At 39.5% G+C, this 16,866-nt stretch carries 19 protein-coding genes and 1 pseudogene; 17 read left to right on the forward strand and 3 right to left on the reverse strand.

Features of this window, described 5'->3' with window-relative positions:
• Positions 1–289 precede the first annotated feature (289 nt).
• Positions 290–1,729 carry a carbon starvation protein A gene (locus FBF83_RS19955; protein ID WP_136948853.1) on the reverse strand — a complete coding sequence of 480 codons (1,440 nt, stop codon included), beginning with the start codon at positions 1,727–1,729 and terminating at the stop codon, positions 290–292.
• A gap of 337 nt (positions 1,730–2,066) precedes the next feature.
• Here FBF83_RS19955 and FBF83_RS19960 point away from each other — a divergent pair, with 337 nt between their 5' ends.
• From FBF83_RS19960 to FBF83_RS20015, 11 genes are all read left to right on the forward strand, one after another.
• Positions 2,067–3,044, forward strand: a complete 978-nt coding sequence (locus tag FBF83_RS19960) for an acyltransferase family protein (RefSeq protein WP_169525654.1) — start codon at positions 2,067–2,069, stop codon at positions 3,042–3,044.
• A 447-nt stretch (positions 3,045–3,491) separates the two neighbouring features.
• Positions 3,492–4,616, forward strand: coding sequence for a peptide-methionine (R)-S-oxide reductase MsrB (gene msrB, locus FBF83_RS19965; protein WP_136948855.1), 1,125 nt, complete (start codon positions 3,492–3,494; stop codon positions 4,614–4,616).
• Positions 4,617–4,733: 117 nt separating this feature from the next.
• Positions 4,734–5,108, forward strand: coding sequence for a YidH family protein (locus FBF83_RS19970; RefSeq protein WP_136948856.1), 375 nt, complete (start codon positions 4,734–4,736; stop codon positions 5,106–5,108).
• 379 nt (positions 5,109–5,487) lie between these two features.
• Positions 5,488–5,748 (forward strand): metal-sensitive transcriptional regulator, encoded by a 261-nt coding sequence (locus FBF83_RS19975; protein WP_136948857.1) that lies wholly within the window; start codon positions 5,488–5,490, stop codon positions 5,746–5,748.
• A 50-nt stretch (positions 5,749–5,798) separates the two neighbouring features.
• Positions 5,799–6,278, forward strand: a complete 480-nt coding sequence (locus tag FBF83_RS19980; protein ID WP_136948858.1) for a DsrE/DsrF/DrsH-like family protein — start codon at positions 5,799–5,801, stop codon at positions 6,276–6,278.
• Between the two features lie 13 nt (positions 6,279–6,291).
• A complete protein-coding gene (locus FBF83_RS19985) occupies positions 6,292–6,651 on the forward strand; it encodes a rhodanese-like domain-containing protein (protein WP_136948859.1) in 360 nt (119 codons plus the stop codon).
• Between the two features lie 14 nt (positions 6,652–6,665).
• Entirely contained in the window at positions 6,666–6,974 is a 309-nt protein-coding gene (locus tag FBF83_RS19990; RefSeq protein ID WP_136948860.1) for a rhodanese-like domain-containing protein, read from the forward strand.
• Between the two features lie 20 nt (positions 6,975–6,994).
• Positions 6,995–7,558, forward strand: coding sequence for a sulfurtransferase TusA family protein (locus FBF83_RS19995; RefSeq protein ID WP_136948861.1), 564 nt, complete (start codon positions 6,995–6,997; stop codon positions 7,556–7,558).
• A gap of 39 nt (positions 7,559–7,597) precedes the next feature.
• A complete protein-coding gene (locus FBF83_RS20000; RefSeq protein WP_136948862.1) occupies positions 7,598–8,719 on the forward strand; it encodes an MBL fold metallo-hydrolase in 1,122 nt (373 codons plus the stop codon).
• Between the two features lie 16 nt (positions 8,720–8,735).
• The gene (locus tag FBF83_RS20005) at positions 8,736–8,963 is read left to right on the forward strand and encodes a sulfurtransferase TusA family protein (protein WP_136948863.1); all 228 of its coding nucleotides are present in this window, start codon (positions 8,736–8,738) and stop codon (positions 8,961–8,963) included.
• A 347-nt stretch (positions 8,964–9,310) separates the two neighbouring features.
• Positions 9,311–10,093, forward strand: coding sequence for a sulfite exporter TauE/SafE family protein (locus FBF83_RS20015; protein ID WP_136948865.1), 783 nt, complete (start codon positions 9,311–9,313; stop codon positions 10,091–10,093).
• A 67-nt stretch (positions 10,094–10,160) separates the two neighbouring features.
• Here FBF83_RS20015 and FBF83_RS20020 read toward each other — a convergent pair whose 3' ends face one another.
• Positions 10,161–11,447 (reverse strand): hemolysin family protein, encoded by a 1,287-nt coding sequence (locus FBF83_RS20020; protein WP_136948866.1) that lies wholly within the window; start codon positions 11,445–11,447, stop codon positions 10,161–10,163.
• A 464-nt stretch (positions 11,448–11,911) separates the two neighbouring features.
• Between FBF83_RS20020 and FBF83_RS20030 the strand changes: the two genes are divergently transcribed.
• From FBF83_RS20030 to FBF83_RS20050, 5 genes and pseudogenes are all read left to right on the forward strand, one after another.
• Positions 11,912–12,613 (forward strand): TVP38/TMEM64 family protein, encoded by a 702-nt coding sequence (locus FBF83_RS20030; protein ID WP_136948867.1) that lies wholly within the window; start codon positions 11,912–11,914, stop codon positions 12,611–12,613.
• A gap of 80 nt (positions 12,614–12,693) precedes the next feature.
• A complete protein-coding gene (locus tag FBF83_RS20035; RefSeq protein ID WP_169525656.1) occupies positions 12,694–12,996 on the forward strand; it encodes an EthD family reductase in 303 nt (100 codons plus the stop codon).
• A gap of 104 nt (positions 12,997–13,100) precedes the next feature.
• Positions 13,101–13,718, forward strand: coding sequence for a flavodoxin family protein (locus tag FBF83_RS20040; protein ID WP_136948869.1), 618 nt, complete (start codon positions 13,101–13,103; stop codon positions 13,716–13,718).
• A gap of 321 nt (positions 13,719–14,039) precedes the next feature.
• A pseudogene (locus FBF83_RS21230) lies at positions 14,040–14,141 on the forward strand (YjcZ family sporulation protein); the annotation flags it as partial.
• A gap of 113 nt (positions 14,142–14,254) precedes the next feature.
• Positions 14,255–14,341, forward strand: a complete 87-nt coding sequence (locus tag FBF83_RS20050; RefSeq protein WP_136948892.1) for a YjcZ family sporulation protein — start codon at positions 14,255–14,257, stop codon at positions 14,339–14,341.
• Between the two features lie 586 nt (positions 14,342–14,927).
• Here the strand turns inward: FBF83_RS20050 and purU are convergent.
• Positions 14,928–15,791 carry a formyltetrahydrofolate deformylase gene (gene purU, locus FBF83_RS20060; RefSeq protein WP_136948870.1) on the reverse strand — a complete coding sequence of 288 codons (864 nt, stop codon included), beginning with the start codon at positions 15,789–15,791 and terminating at the stop codon, positions 14,928–14,930.
• 260 nt (positions 15,792–16,051) lie between these two features.
• Between purU and FBF83_RS20065 the strand changes: the two genes are divergently transcribed.
• Positions 16,052–16,813 (forward strand): DeoR/GlpR family DNA-binding transcription regulator, encoded by a 762-nt coding sequence (locus FBF83_RS20065; protein ID WP_136948871.1) that lies wholly within the window; start codon positions 16,052–16,054, stop codon positions 16,811–16,813.
• Positions 16,814–16,866: the final 53 nt, after the last annotated feature.

Raw genomic sequence — 16,866 nt, forward strand, 5'->3', positions numbered from 1 at the left:
GATTGTTGTTTTGAAAGAGGTTTTGTGAAAAAACCCCACTTCGCTAATTGGAGCGGAAGGATGCTCGACTCCTGCGGGACTAGCGGGACAGGTGAGACCCCACAGGCGCGATGTTCTTACGCGCCGAGGAGGCTCAGCGCCCGCCCCGCGGAAAGCGAGCATCCTGGAGCGGAAATTCCACCCTACCTTCAATCAACAATATCTATCTACGAAAAGAGCCTTCTATAGTAAAGAAGCTTACATAAAAAACCAGCTACCTTTTCACTAAAGAAAAGGTAGCTGGTTTTGTTTATGCAACTTGTTCTACCGTAACAGGATTACTTCTACGAGCTTTCCACAGTTGATAACCGAACCATCCGGCTGTCAAAGCTGTAATGCCTGCGCCAAACATCATCGAAACATTGTATGGAAGTTCGAATCCTTCAGGTGCAAGGAACAAATAGGTTGAAACGGTCATGGTCATGAAAAGTGCTGGTAAAGAGCAAATCCAGTGGAATTTATGCTTTTTGACAAGATACATTGCGGCTGTCCATAGCATAACGGTTGCAACAAGTTGATTAGTAAAGCCTACGTATCTCCATAAAAAGGTGTAATCGATTTGCGTTAAAAGGAATGTTGGTGTAGCAACTACTGCAGTTAGTAGCAATGTTTTACCTTTGCCGCCGTTACCCTTTTTATCTTTCTTTACGAATAAATCAGCAAGCATCATTCGAGAAGATCGAAGTGATGTATCTCCAGTTGTGATTGGAAGAATGATAACCCCAATGATCGCTAGAACTCCTCCGAACGTGCCGAGTAAAGAAGAACTGATTTCATTCACAACGCCTGACGGTCCACCAGCAGCAAGTGCACCTTGAAGGCCACCAGTGTTTCCGAAGAAAGTCATTCCTGCAGCTGCCCAGATTAAGGCAATGACACCCTCAGCAATCATCGCTCCATAGAATACCTTTTTTCCATCGCTCTCTTTTTTCATCGTTCTAGCAATGATAGGACTCTGAGTGGAATGGAATCCTGAGATCGCTCCACAAGAGACGGTAATCATTAATAGTGGCCATAGTGGCAAATTATCAGGATGAAGGTTTGCCATTGTTAAGTTTGGAATTGGGTTGTCCATAAAGAATAGCCCGATACCGATTGAAACAGCCATCATGATAAGAATGACACCAAAGATCGGATAAATCCGACCGATGATTTTGTTAACTGGAAGCACAGCAGCCAGTACAAAATAAGCGAAGATAACAACCAAACACATTGTGAAGCTCAGTGGTGTAACCTGTGCCATTAGCTGTGCTGGGCCTGCAGTAAAAGCAGCCGCAACGAGAATCATTAATACGATAGAGATAATATTGATCGTTCCTTTTGCGCCTTTTCCAAGATAGCGACCAACAAGGGAAGGATATTGTTCACCATTGTGTCTAAGTGACATCATTCCAGAGAAATAGTCATGAACAGCTCCAGCAAAGATCGATCCAATGACAATCCAGATAAAAGCAACTGGTCCATAAAGAGCGCCTAATACAGCTCCAAAAATAGGACCTAGTCCAGCGATATTTAATAGCTGAATTAAACTACCCTTCCACCAGCTCATTGGCATATAATCCATGCCATCTTCTTTTGTATATGCAGGGGTCTCACGATCATCGTCTATGCCGAAAATTCGCTCAACCACCTTTGAATAAACGTAATAACCAACGATCAATAAACAAATAGCACCGACAAATGTGATCATGTTCCCGCCTCCTTTTCCGTGTTCGAAAATATAACACTCATTTTACTAATCTAATCCAAAAAAAACAACATGATTATTCAGAAAAAATGTATTTTTCTATTAATTAAAACGTTTCCAATATAAATTAGTTCAAATATCCTTGTATAGGTTAGTAAATTCGTCTTGTTTAAGTTGGATATATAGTTCGAATAGTCCTACTTTTTGTTTGAATGACAGAATGGCAGACATTTAGTACGAATAATCTACAAAGAATATAGTTGAATTAATGAAAATATGGGTATATAGAAGAAGACGAAGCTTCACAATCGTCTCTTGTATCTTTGAGGAGGTTGTTTTCGTGTCAAAGCGAATTGCATTGTTTGATAACAGTAAAGCTATATTAATATTGCTAGTAGTAGGAGGACATTTGCTCACACCTTTTATTGGTGATTCTCGTTTCCTCTATAGTCTTTATCACGTAATCTTTATATTTCATATGCCTGCATTTATTTTTTTAACAGGTTATTTCACTAGAAAGGCGTCTGGAACAAAGTATTTTTGGAAGATATTCACAACGTTTTTGTTGCCGTATATCATTTTCCAGGTAGTCTATTCGATTTATTACACTAACCTTTATGAAAAATCGTTTGCCATTGAGCTTTTAACGCCTAGATGGGCGATGTGGTTCTTGTTATGTATCGCAGCATACAAGTTGATATCCCCAATCTTATTGAAGATGAAAGCTAGAATATTGCTTCCATTAAGTATTGTTGCTGGCTTACTGGTAGGATATTTTGATATTGAAAGATTCCTATCATTAGATCGTCTATTCGTATTCCTTCCATTCTTTGTGCTAGGTATGATGATGGGACGAAGAGAACAGCCGATTCGATTGCCATATATGAAATGGGTTGCCCCTATTGTATTAAGTGGTCTATTCGTTCTGTTCTACCTTTACCAAATTGAAGGTCTAACGGATCTTCTTTACGGCACGTACGTGTACGACTCCAATATCGACCTTCTTGTTCGTCTTGTGTATTATGTTGGAACTGCACTTGTGATGTTCCTGTTTTTCTCCATGATACCTGAAGGTCCAATGGTACTTACACCAATTGGGTCACGTACATTTGCGATTTATTTGTTCCATGGATTTATTATTAAATGGTTCTTGGAACAGCAGTCTGCGGATGTTATTGCTACGGTATGGGGTATACCGTTCATCGTCGTCTTTGCCGTTTTCATCTCCACATTATTGAGTATGCCTTTCTTCTCAAAATTACTTGCGTTCGATCGATGGCTCCCTTCACCTGAGAAATTAACTTCAGCACGTAGATAGCAATAAGCGGTATGCCACCTGGCATACCGCTTTTATGTATGTCTACTTCACTTACTCTAAGAGAATGTGCTCTTTGCAATCAAAAGATTAAAGATTCAAAAGAAAATACGTTACACTAAATGAAAGTAAATCAAACCGTACTACTTTCTTCAAAGAACAATAATTATTATTGCATAGCATAAGGTTACCTTAATGTACGATTCTTTTGGTGAGGCATTACACGATGAGGCCTTTTCGATGAAGAAACATATCGCAATTATCTCCAAACTATTGAGTGGGAAATGGGAAGACTAAGTTAATTAAAAGATTAGACTGAGGCAACCCCTATGATGCGATATCAAAACAGTTGATTGAACTTCACGGAGGTAAAATAGTCGTTAGAAGCCAGTGGGCGTGGGAAGTGAATTCTGGTTTACGCTTCCTTTAAACAAGAAGGAGGAATTGTAAATGAAAGCAACAAGATGGCTTCTATTAGTTGGTATAGCTGTGGTACTCATTTTTGCTGTACCAAAGTTATATGATGTTGTGTTCAAACGTTCTTATGGTAGTGAACCTGCACAGGCTATTGAAGATAATGAAGCAGTAGCAACATTTGCAGGGGGCTGTTTCTGGTGCATGGAACCGCCATTCGAGAAATTAGATGGTGTTAGTGAAGTTGTTTCAGGCTACATTGGAGGGGATACTGAAAATCCTTCATATAAAGAAGTTTCTAGAGGTGGAACTGGACACGTGGAAGCTGTCCAAGTTTACTATGACCCATCTGTTGTTTCGTACGAAACACTGTTAGATGTTTTTTGGAGACAAATTGATCCTACTGACGATGGCGGTCAGTTCGTTGATCGCGGTGATCAATATTTGTCAGCTATTTTCTACCATAATGAAGAACAGCAACAAGCAGCAATTGAATCAAAAAAAGAAATACAGAACTCTGATCGATTCGAGAAACCAATTGTTACGCCCATTGAAAAAGCGACAACATTCTATGTAGCGGAAGAATACCATCAGAATTACTACAAAGAGAACGAGTTACGTTATAAATTCTATCGGAAAAATTCAGGAAGAGATCAGTTTCTTGATAAATACTGGGGTAACGAACGTGAAGTGGAAATACCTGAAGTGAGATCAACTTCATATTCAGATGCTGAACTTAAGGAAATGTTAACACCAATTCAGTATAAAGTGACTCAGGAAGATGGCACAGAAAAAGCATTCGATAATCAATACTGGGACAACAAAGAAAAAGGAATCTATGTAGATATCGTGTCAGGAGAACCGCTATTCAGCTCTACTGATAAGTATGAGTCTGGAACAGGGTGGCCAAGTTTTACTAAGCCTCTAGTGCCAGAGAATATCGTAGAGAAAGAAGACAAAAGCTTCTTTACCGTTCGAACTGAAATTAGAAGTAAAGGAGCTGATTCCCATCTTGGTCATGTGTTTGAAGATGGGCCGGAACCAACAGGTCTTCGATATTGTATGAACTCAGCTGCACTTGACTTTATTCCTTTAGATGAGATGGAGGAAAAAGGTTACGAAGAGTATATTGAAACAGTTAAAGAGGGAGCAGGATCCTAATCGGATTCTGCTTTCATTTTCGTAGTATGGGTATAATAGAAGGTAGAATGGTTGCAAGAATCGGGAATGAAGGATATAGTATAGGATATTCCGTAAATACACACGGGGGTATGATAAATGGACATTGAAAATAAAAAAGCTGATGGCAGAGTACAACAGCTACTCGCGAATGAAAGAACTTTTCTTGCCTGGGTGCGAACTTCAATTGCGATTATAGGGATTGGTTTTCTAACTGCGAGTTTACATTTTACAAGAGCGGTTGGTGAGAGAGCAGATGATCAAGTGGCCGTCTTTATTAGTTTCTCATCATTATTATTTGGCCTATTAACCATGGTCGGTGGAACGATTCAATTCTATCGAACGAAAAAAAGGATCTTGAAATTTGAAGTTCCATCATCTTCATGGATTGTTATCTTCTTATTGGTAGTTGTTCTATTAATCATTGCTCTTATAGCAACGTACTTTATCATTCAAATCAATTGGCTGAGCTAATTGCTACCTATTGACATGTAATTCATGTACGTTATAATGCCCCTATAGGTATTGGAGAAGTAACCATCCAAATATATTTTTTCTTGACTTTATACCCCTTGGGGTATAAAGTAGGAAGAGTAATAAACACAATACAATGAAGTCGTAATCTTCATGGAACGTTATCTTTTATTGATAGTTGTTCTTTTGATCATCGCTCTCATAGCGACGTACTTCATTGTTCAAATCAATTGGCTAAGCTAATTGCTGCCTATTGACATATGAATTATATACGTTATAATACCCCTATAGGTATTATAAGAAAGCAACAATTTAATTAGATAAATATTTTTTTACTTGATTTTATACCCCTTAGGGTATAAAGTGAGGAGGTAAATAAATGCAATACGATAAAGCCGTCACAAATCGATTGAAAAGAATAGAAGGTCAGCTACGTGGCGTAATTAATATGATGGAGCAAGGGAAAAGTTGTGAAGACATCGTTACGCAACTTTCAGCTACACGTTCTGGCATTGATCGTTCAATTGGATTGATTGTTGGTTCTAATCTTGAACAATGCTTACATGAACAAATAGAAAATGGTGAACCAACGGGTGACGTTGTAAAAGAAGCCGTCAACCTACTTGTAAGAAGCAGATAAAAAATTTTAATTAGTTATATACCCTATGGTGTATATTAGGAGGATATAGAATGAGTGAACAGAAGAAAACAACGATTGTACTATTTAGTGGTGACTATGATAAAGCAATGGCAGCTTACATTATTGCGAACGGTGCCGCTGCTTATGACCATGAAGTAACCATTTTCCATACGTTCTGGGGATTGAATGCACTTCGTAAAGATCAGCAAGTTGACGTGAATAAAGGTTTCCTAGAAAAAATGTTTGGTAAAATGATGCCTCGTGGCGCAGACAAAATGGGTCTCTCAAAAATGAATTACGGCGGAATGGGTAAGAAAATGATTAAAGACGTTATCAAAAAGCATAACGTAACCGAACTACCTCAGCTTATTGAACTTGCTCAGGAACAAGATGTGAAACTTGTTGCATGTACAATGACAATGGATCTTCTTGGACTTCAGAAGGAAGAACTATTAGAAGAAATCGATTATGCAGGTGTTGCCGCATATCTTGGTGATGCCGAAGATGGTAATGTGAATCTCTTCATCTAAGGAGCGATAGGATATGGAAATCATCATTGTTGCAGCAATCGTTATAATAGGGTGGCTACTGTATAAGAAAGTAGGCCCTGGAAAAAATGTTAAAACGATTACTTCAGAAGAAGCTAAAGCGAAGTTTAATGATCGAAATGTACAATTCATCGATGTTCGAACAAAAGGTGAATACAAAGGGCAAAAAGTAAAGCAGTTTAAAAATATGCCGCTCCATGAACTTGGAAACCGCGCAAAAGAGCTCGATCCGAATAAAGAAGTTATTGTACTTTGTCAGAGCGGAATGAGAAGCGGAAAAGCTTGCAGCGAATTGAAGAGACAAGGATTTACTAATGTTTCTAATGTTCGCGGCGGATTGAATATGTGGAGATAATAGGAGGAAAAAGAATGTCTGGTTATGTAAAAGATGTAACTGCTACAGAAGTAAACGAAATGTTACAACAAAATAAATCGATTAGCGTTGTAGATGTTCGTGGTCCTGAAGAAGTTGCTACAGGCAAGATTCCTGGCGCATATAATCTACCTGTTAATGAGCTTCAATCACGGATGGATGAACTTGATAAAGAGACTGAACATATTATTGTATGTCAGTCTGGTGGAAGAAGCAGTATGGCTTCCATGGTACTGAAATCAAACGGATATAAGGTATTAAATATGACCGGCGGTATGCTTGGATGGTCAGGAGAAACTGAATAATCATTCTCAGGAGGTAGACTATGATAAAAACAGATCATGTATTGGATGCGAAAGGACTCGCTTGTCCTATGCCAATCGTCAAAACAAAGAAAACGATGAAAGATCTTGAAGCAGGAGTCGTTCTTGAAATTCAAGCAACAGACAAGGGATCGAAAGCAGATATTAAAGCATGGGCTGATAAAGTAGGCCATCAATATCTTGGTACAGTAGAAGAAGGAGAGGTTCTGAAGCATTACCTCCGTAAAGCATCAGATAGTGAAACAGAATCTGAGAAGAACCACCCGAACATTATTTCAAATGATGAGCTTGCAGACAAATTATCTGATGATAACATCACGATCGTTGATGTAAGAGAACCAGCAGAGTATGCATTTAGTCATGTTCCAAATGCGGTTTCCCTTCCACTTGGCGAAATGGAAGACCGTATGTCTGAACTAACTTCTGACAAACAAATTTATGTCATCTGCAGAACGGGTACACGTAGTGACCTTGCAGCTCAAAAATTAGCTGATAGTGGCTATGATGTAATCAATGTTGTTCCAGGGATGTCCGAATGGACTGGACCAACTACTTCAAGTCTATAAAAAATTTTAAAATAATTAATACCACAGGGGGTATAAAGATTGGATTTAAAACAAACACAAGCAAGTGAAGTGGCTTCAAAGGTGATTAACAAGCAAGATCTCTTTATTCTCGATGTGCGTAATGAAGAAGCATATGGTGACTGGAAGATCGAAGGAGAATCCATTACTTCAATGAATGTTCCTTACTTCGATTTAATTGATGGAGTAGAAGATCTTCTTCCGGAACTCCCGAAAGATAAAGAAATTCTCGTTGTTTGTGCAAAAGAGGGTTCTTCGATCTTCGTAGGTGAAGAACTAGTTGAAGCAGGAGTCGAGAATGTTTCTTATCTCTCTGGTGGTATGAAAGCATGGAGTGAGTATCTTGAACCTGTTAAAGTTGGGGATCTTCCTGGAGGAGCACTCTATCAATTCGTTCGAATTGGTAAAGGATGTCTTTCATACATGATCGAATCAAACGGAGAAGCTGCTGTTGTTGATGCGAGTCGCATGATTGAGAATTATACGACCTTCACAGAAAACAAAGGTCTTACAATTAAGGCAACAATGGATACGCACTTGCATGCAGACCACATTTCTGGAGGTAAAGCGTTAGCTGATCAAGTTAATGGAACATATTATCTTCCAGAAGAAGATGCAGGAGAAGTAACATTCCCATTCACTGCTCTTAAAGAGAATAACAAAATGGTCATTGGTGAAGTTACAATTGAGCCAATTTATTCTCCAGGACACACGATCGGTAGTACTTCATTAATGATCAATGATGCTTATCTTTTAACTGGTGATATTTTGTTCGTAGAATCAATCGGTCGTCCAGATCTAGCCGGGAAAGCTGAGGACTGGGTTCTCGATCTTCGTACAACACTTTATAACAGATACAAAGAAATGGCTGGCGAATTAACTGTTTTACCTGCCCACTTCTCTAAAGTGGCTGAACTTGGTGATACAGGAGTTGTTTCCGCTAAGCTTGAAGAACTTTATGAGAAGAACGATGGACTTAATGTGGAAGAAGAAGCTGAATTCCGTAGAATGGTAACAGAAAATCTTCCACCACAGCCGAACGCATATCAGGAAATTCGCGAAACAAATATGGGGAAAATCACCCCAAATGAAGAAACACGAAGAGAAATGGAAATTGGACCAAACCGCTGCGCGGTTAACTAATAAGGAGGATTTTACAATGGAAGCACAAAAAACATTAGACGCAAAAGGGCTAGCTTGCCCGATGCCAATCATCAAAACGAAAAAAGCTATGAAAGATCTTGAATCTGGTCAGGTTCTTGAAATCCAAGCAACAGATAAAGGTGCACAAAGTGACCTTACTGCATGGGCTAAATCTGGCGGTCATGAACTAATGAAATCAGAAGAAACGGACGGCGTCTTCTATTTCTGGATCAAAAAAGCCTAACAACACTATAAGGAGGTACTGAAAAAGTACCTCCTTTTTATTAAGTGTTTTTTTAAGAAATTTTTAAAAGATTGTTGCACATAAAAGTATCTTTGTATAAGGCTCATTTCTAAAAGATTTTTGCTTTTGCTGTATAGATAACCACACTTGGCTGATTGGAGCGGAAGGGTGCTCGACTCCTGCGGGACTAGCGGGGCAGTTGAGACCCCACAGGCACGCCTAAGCGTGCCGAGGAGGCTCAGCGCCCGCCCCGCGGAAAGCGAGCACCCTGTAGCGGAAATCAACCACCACTTTTATAGCAACAAAGTATACGAAAAGAACCTTAATTGAAGAGAGGAGGGAACAAGATGGATTTTAGCTTTATTATTACGATTTTTGCAATTGGATTTATTGGTTCGTTTGTATCAGGGATGGTAGGTATTGGTGGTTCGATTATTAAATATCCAATGCTTCTTTATATCCCATCAGCTCTTGGGTTTGCAGCATTTAGTGCGCATGAGGTTTCAGGCATTAGTGCGGTGCAGGTGTTCTTTGCTACGATTGGTGGTGTCTGGGCCTATCGTAAGGGTGGATATCTAAATAAGCAGTTGATTCTTTATATGGGTGTTAGTATTCTGATCGGTAGCTTTATCGGTGGGTATGGATCAACCATTATGTCTGAACAGGGAATTAATGTGGTTTATGGTGCTCTTGCTGCGATTGCTGCAATCATGATGTTTATTCCGAAAAAGGGTATTGATGATATTCCACTTGATCAAGTGAAGTTCAATAAACTGCTTTCAGCTAGTCTTGCCTTTATCGTAGGAATTGGTGCAGGTATTGTTGGTGCGGCTGGTGCGTTTCTACTCGTACCGATCATGCTTGTGGTGTTGAAAATTCCTACCCGTATGACGATCGCATCGTCACTTGCAATTACGTTTATATCTTCAATCGGTTCAACAGTAGGTAAACTAGCCACAGGCCAAGTACTACTACTTCCAGCTGCGATCATGATTGTTGCAAGCTTAATTGCTTCACCACTTGGTGCAAATGCAGGGAAGAAAATAAATACAAAGATTCTACAATGGGTTCTTGCAGCCCTTATTCTTGGAACGTCGATTAAAATTTGGTTTGATTTACTAGTTAAGTAATAAAGAAGCTGTCTCCCTTGTCTAAATGCAAGGAGACAGCTTCTTTTTTTACTATAAGCGAAATTCGTCATTCAGTATGTTTAATTTCAAGCTCTTTAATCTGGTGTCCATCAATTTCACGGACGGTGAATTCGTAATCATTAACAGTAAATGATGTGCCAAGTTCAGGTTCAATATCATGTGTTAAGACCCAACCGCCAATGGTATCGACGTCAGTATGATCAAGAGAAGTTCCAAGAAGTTCGTTAATGTCAGAAATTAACGCTTTCCCATCAACGATTGTTTTTCCGTTTGCTTCTTCACGTATTGGAAGCTTTTCATCAAAATCAAACTCATCCTGAATCTCGCCTACAATTTCCTCAAGAATATCTTCTACTGTCACAAGTCCTGCAGTGCCACCATATTCATCAACTACAATTGCAATATGGTTGTGGCTTTTTTGCATCTTTTTAAGAAGGACTTTAATGGGAGAAGTTTCGATAACATGATTGATTGGGTGGATATATTCTTTAAGAACGAGCTCTTCCCCCCACTTATATTGGGTTAGAATTTCCTTAATATTGACCACACCAATAATCTTATCTTTGTCTCCATCTGCTACAGGGTAACGTGTGTATTTACCGTTTTTCATGATTTCTAAATTTTCTTCTGTTGTATTGTCTACAAATAAACACGTCATTTCAGTACGGGGAATCATGATTTCCCTCGCCATACGCTCATCGAACTCGAAAATATTATTAACGAATTCCATCTCCGACTTATTAATTTCTCCACTCTTATAACTTTCAGATAAAATGAGACGAAGCTCTTCCTCAGAGTGCGCTTGTTCATGTTCATTCGCTGAGTGTAAGCCGAACAGTTTAACGACGCCTCTCGCTGATCCATTTAGTGCCCATATGAATGGATACATAATCCGATAGAACCAAATAAGTGGTCGTGCTAGTAATAAACTAACTTTCTCTGCTTTCTGTATGGCGAATGTCTTAGGGGCAAGTTCCCCTAGTACAACATGCAGAAACGTAATAATACTGAAAGATAAAGCGATCGTTAGCGGTGACATAATAGCTTCTGGAACATGAATAAGTTCAAACAGTGGATGAAGAAGCTGTTCGACTGTTGATTCACCAAGCCAACCAAGAGCTAGAGCTGTAATGGTAATACCTAACTGACAGGCGGAAAGATACCCATCAAGGTTTCCAAGTACTTTTTGAACAGCTTTGGCCTTTTTATTTCCTTCACGTGCAAGTGAGTCGATTCTTGTTCTTCGAATTTTTACGATTGCAAATTCAGAAGCTACAAAGAACGCAGTTAATACAATTAGTAGAAGAACAGCAATTATTTTAATGATTTCCAATAGTGCCCTTACAGAATCGTAAGGGTTCACCTCCTATGTAATAAGATATCTATCGTTAGTATAAAGATGTTTTCCTTATTAGGGATAAAGTGAAACTAACTTTATCATACTATTTGATTGGATAGTGGGAATATGAGTGATATTGATGGATTACAATGAGATCTGGTGCTATGATAAGCTTTGTCTTTGGTTAAAGTTCTACTCTAAAAGATTGTTGCTATTGAAACAATTATTCAAAAGAACCACACTTAGTGATTGGAGCGGAAGGATGCTCGACTCCTGCGGGACGAGCGGGACAGGTGAGACCCCACAGGAGCGTAAGCGACGAGGAGGCTCACCGCCCGCCCCGCGGAAAGCGAGCATCCTGGAGCGGAAATTAACCCACGCAATGTATACGAACAGGTCCTTATTTAATGTCTTAAGAGCCTCTTCACATATTAGTTTTTTCAGAAAGGGGACGAATTATGAAAAAGAACGTATCTCCCCTTAAATGGACAGGGTTAGCTTTACTCATTATAATTCCAATTATTTTCTTTATCAATCCACAATGGTTTACTACGATTCGTTCATTTATATCTCTCGACTCCCTATCACTGCTTGCAGATTATTTCCGTTCTCTTGGAATCTGGGCTCCTTTCATTAGTATTGGCCTAATGATCGCACAAGGTATCATTGCACCACTACCTTCTTTTGTAATTACAGCAGCAAATGGGCTTGCTTTTGGCATACCGCTTGGAATAATTATCTCGTGGACAGGTGGAATGGCTGCTGCACTTGTCATGTTCCTTCTAGCTAGACTACTTGGGGCTTCGTTTGTTGAAAAAATAACGAAGAATAGCGATCTTCTTGCTAAAGCGAACAGGTATAGTGGTGAGAATGGGTTCTTCTTAATTCTCGTTGCAAGGATTATTCCAATTGTTTCCTTTGATATCATTTCCCTTATTGCTGGACTAAGTAACATTAAGTTCCGATCGTTTGTTCTTGCAACTGGTATAGGACAGATTCCGGGTACAGTTCTATATACGATTGTTGGACATGATATTGCAAATCTTGATCAATACCAGAATCGCTTCATTTGGACAAGTATTGTTCTAGTTGCATTCCTGATTATTGGTAAATGGAGAAGTGTTCGTAAGGCAAAAAAGCCGAAAACTGGTCATGAATAATGCCTTTCACTTCCTTAATTTATTTCATGAGATTATGATTAACGTGAGCTAGATATAAAAAAAGACAGGAGAGATTGGCATTGGCTAAAATCATTGTGATTTATCAAGAACCAAAGGAAGTTGCTGAGTTCAAACAATACTACGAGAACAATCATATGGCACTTGTAAAAGATGTACCAAACGTGAAGCATGCTGAAGTAAATTATGTTACTGCTGCAATGAACACGGACAAACCATACTTCTTAACAGCTACGATTGAGTTTGGTTCGAAAGAGCAATTAGAAGATGCGATGCAATCCCCAGCTTGGGCTAAAGTATCTGAAGATGGCCAGAACATGATGAAGTTTCTGCATGAGCCACCACTTCTGCTTATTACAGAATAAGAATTATAAGGGTACTCGAATACGAGTGCTCTTTTGTTTAACCTTCTCTTCAAAAGGTAATAGGATGGCAAGACTATGTAAGAATTTAGAGAGGAGATTATTTCATGAAAGCTTTGTTTCTTAACTGTTCATTAAAAACAAGCGATGAGCGATCAAACACGGACGCTTTATATAAAGAAGCGGAAGCTGTTTTTGGAAAAGAAGGTATTGAAATGGAGAGCGTCAGACTAGCTGATTATAACATTGCTTATGGCATATCTGAGGATGAAGGTAATGGTGACGAATGGCCAACGATCTTTGAAAAAGTAAAGGCTGCGGATATAGTTGTGCTCGGTACACCACTATGGCTTGGTGAGAAAAGCAGTATCGCAACACTTGCCATTGAGCGCCTATATGGAGGAAGTGGGTTAACAAATGAGAAAGGTCAATCTCTTTACTATAATAAGGTAGGCGGAGTGGTCATCACCGGTAATGAGGATGGTGCGAAGCACGCAGCTGCATCCATATTATATGGTTTCTCACATATCGGGATTACCGTACCTCCTAATGTAGATGCTTATTGGGTCGGTGAGGCAGGACCAGGTGATTCATATATCGATGCAAATGGTCAGGAAAATGATTTTGCTACAGGGCATGCCAAAACAATGGCGCATAATTTAGTGCATTTCGCACGAATCTTTAATGAAAACCCAATTCCTGCAAAAGGAAACACAATGGAATAAATTCAACCTCTCTCCTACTTATAGGAGAGAGGTTTTTTATATGTCTATTTTCGACATGAAGATACCTCTTCATTCACCTGAGAGCCCAGTATTCCATAAGATAGAAGATAAACAAAAATGGGGGGATTCCAGTGGATGAACTGATCTTGTTTCTTGTCCTTTTTATTCTTCTCATAATTATTTTGCTTGCAGTAGCGGGGATAATTTAGAACACGTAAAAAAAGGCTTAGGATATTTCTATAGGACTATGGACATCCGCCTACCCTTCTTTTTCATTGCGACATATAGTATTAGTAACCTTCCAGGAAAGGGGGTTTTCTAATGAGTGGAAAAGAGCAAGTTCGTGGCGGAGGCTACGGTAAAGGATTTGCGTTAATTGTTGTATTGTTCATTCTCTTGATTATCGTTGGGGCAGCTGCAGTAGGCGGAGCAGGTTACGGATGCGGTCCATGTGGCGGAAAAGGTGGCTACGGCGGCTACGGCGGTTATGGCTACTAAACCTTTCTTGTTGAATTAGCATGAAGGGAGGGATATCTATGAGTTACGGTTATGGTCAAGGCTTTGCGCTAATCGTTGTTTTGTTTATTCTTTTGATTATCGTTGGCGCAGTATGGGCTTACTAATATAAGCAAAAGCACCCAATTAGGGTGCTTTTTTCCTTGATATGAGGTTGGTTATAGCGGTGAAGTTATTATTGATGGGCGTTTTTGTACATATTGCTTTGTTAAATATAGTTATTCACAATACCTCTTATGAAAGTCTTTTAGAAAGGCTCTTTCATAGATATTGTTGCGATAAGAGTGGGATTTCCGCTTCAGGATGCGCGCTTTCCTTGGTGCGGGCGATGAGCCTCCTCGGCGCGCAAGAACATCGCGCCTGCGGGGTCTCATCTGTCCCGCTAGTCCCCGCAGGAGTCGAGCACCCTTCCGCTCCAGTCAGCCAAGTGTGGTTCTTTATACAAAAATGCTTTTACAAGCAACAATCTTTGAAAAAAGAGCCTTTCATAAACATTGTTGCGATAAGAGTGAGAGGGATTTCCGCTTTAGGATGCTCGCTTTCCTTGGTGCGGGCGATGAGGCTCCTCGGCGCGCAAGAACATCGCGCGGAGGAGGCTCATCTGTCCCGATAGTCCCGGCAGGAGTCGAGCATCTACCGCTCCAATTAGCTAAGTATGGCTCTTTAAACAACAATGCTTTCAAGAAAAATACCTTATTGAAAAACAATTGTTTTATTACCGTGCACGATGACTCGTTTCTCAAGATGCCATTTAACAGCCCGGTATAAGACAATTCTTTCTATGTCTTTTCCATGTCTTTTAAGGTCCGCTACATTGTAGCGATGGGTAATGCGAGTAATATCCTGTTCAATAATTGGGCCTTCATCTAGTTGCTTATTCACATAATGGGCGGTTGCACCGATTAATTTTACACCACGGTCGAATGCTTGTTTATAAGGGTTTCCTCCAATGAATGCAGGGAGGAAGGAATGATGAATGTTAATGATTTCATTATGATAATGTTTGATTAATTCTTCAGGGATAATTTGCATGTATCGTGCCAGAATGACAGTATCTACTTTACGTTTTTCAAGCAATGACAAATGTGATACTGTTGCTTCTGCTTTCGTTTCTTTTGTTACAGGAACATGATGGAAGGGAATGCCTGCTTCCTCAGTTAATTCTCTGAAATGATTGTGATTACTAATGACCATGGCGATTTCTGCATGAAGTTCACCTAACTGCCATCTCCAAATTAATTCTTGTAAACAATGATCTTCTTTCGTAGCAAATATAGCGATGCGAGGCTTTTTTGATGTTGCTGTGATGGACCACTGCATTGAGAAGGGTGAAGCCGTTTCTTCAAACGCATCTTCAAGATCAGGTAGCTTTTCAAGCAAGTTCGGGTGACTAAATTCAATTCTCATGAAGAAATGACCTTTAACAGGATCTGTAGAGTGCTGATCTGAGTGTACGATGTTGGCACCATTTGAGAAGAGGAAGGTGGAGACTGCTGATACAATTCCTTCCGTGTCAGGGCATGATACTAATAGAATACCTTTTTCTGTTTGGTTCATCACTGGCCTCCTATAGGTGTTAAATAGTTAAAATCATACATTATTTCGATGTAAAGCGCAAAAGGATTTTCGGTTTTTGCAGGGGCTGGGGGGTTTTTGAGTCGAAAATCGAGCGGTTACATGAAAATTGGGTATAGTGGCATATGAAAAAAGTACTGATAAAACTTACAAATACTTAATAATACCTATAAAAACTTATTAATATTGATTTATTACTTATAAAAACTTATAATGTAAGGGAATGGAAGCGGGGTATTGGCATGTATCAAGAAGAAAGAATGTTAGCTATATTGGATTATCTGAAAAAACATGAACGTATTTCTGTTGATCAGATTTGCGAACTCTTTCTTGTTTCAAGAGATACGGCTAGAAGAGATTTAGTGAAACTTGAAGAAGAAGGTGCAGTAACGAGAACGAGGGGTGGAGCGGTACTTCCACAGCTTCGACATGAAATTAAGTCTTATCACGATCGACTAAATGTTGTTTCAGAAGAGAAGCAGCGGATAGGAAAGAAAGCAGCCGGTTTTGTTAACGAAGGGGATGTTGTAATTCTTGATGCATCTACTACCGTACAGGCATGTGCTGAGTTTCTAATCGACAAACAAGCAACTGTGATAACTAACTCAATTCATCAAGCCGATATTCTTTCCAATGGTGAGCTACTTAATATTCATCTTCTTGGCGGAAAGCTTGAGAAAGACCACCGATTTCTTTATGGATCAGCAGTTGTAGAAAAAGTGTCTTCTTATAATGCTGATATTGCCTTTATTGGCGTTATCGGTATATCCGAGCAGGGTTTAACGATTGCTCATGAAGAAGATGGAATGGTTAAAAGGAAGATGATTGAGCAATCCAATTATGTAATAGCACTCGCGGATTCATCAAAGTTTGGGCGGTCAGAATTTTTTCGTTTTGCCAAGCTTGAAGATGTGGATCTGATTATTACTGATAAGATACCTGATGAGAATGTACAGCTAATGCTGGATGATCATCAAGTGGAACTTGTAATTGCAGAGAAGTAATGAATGGCCAGTAACAGCTTAGGCTGCTGGAATAATAGAAACGAACCGGCGTA

The organism is Guptibacillus hwajinpoensis (assembly GCF_005144865.1).
GTDB classification, from domain to species: domain Bacteria; phylum Bacillota; class Bacilli; order Bacillales; family Guptibacillaceae; genus Guptibacillus; species Guptibacillus hwajinpoensis_A.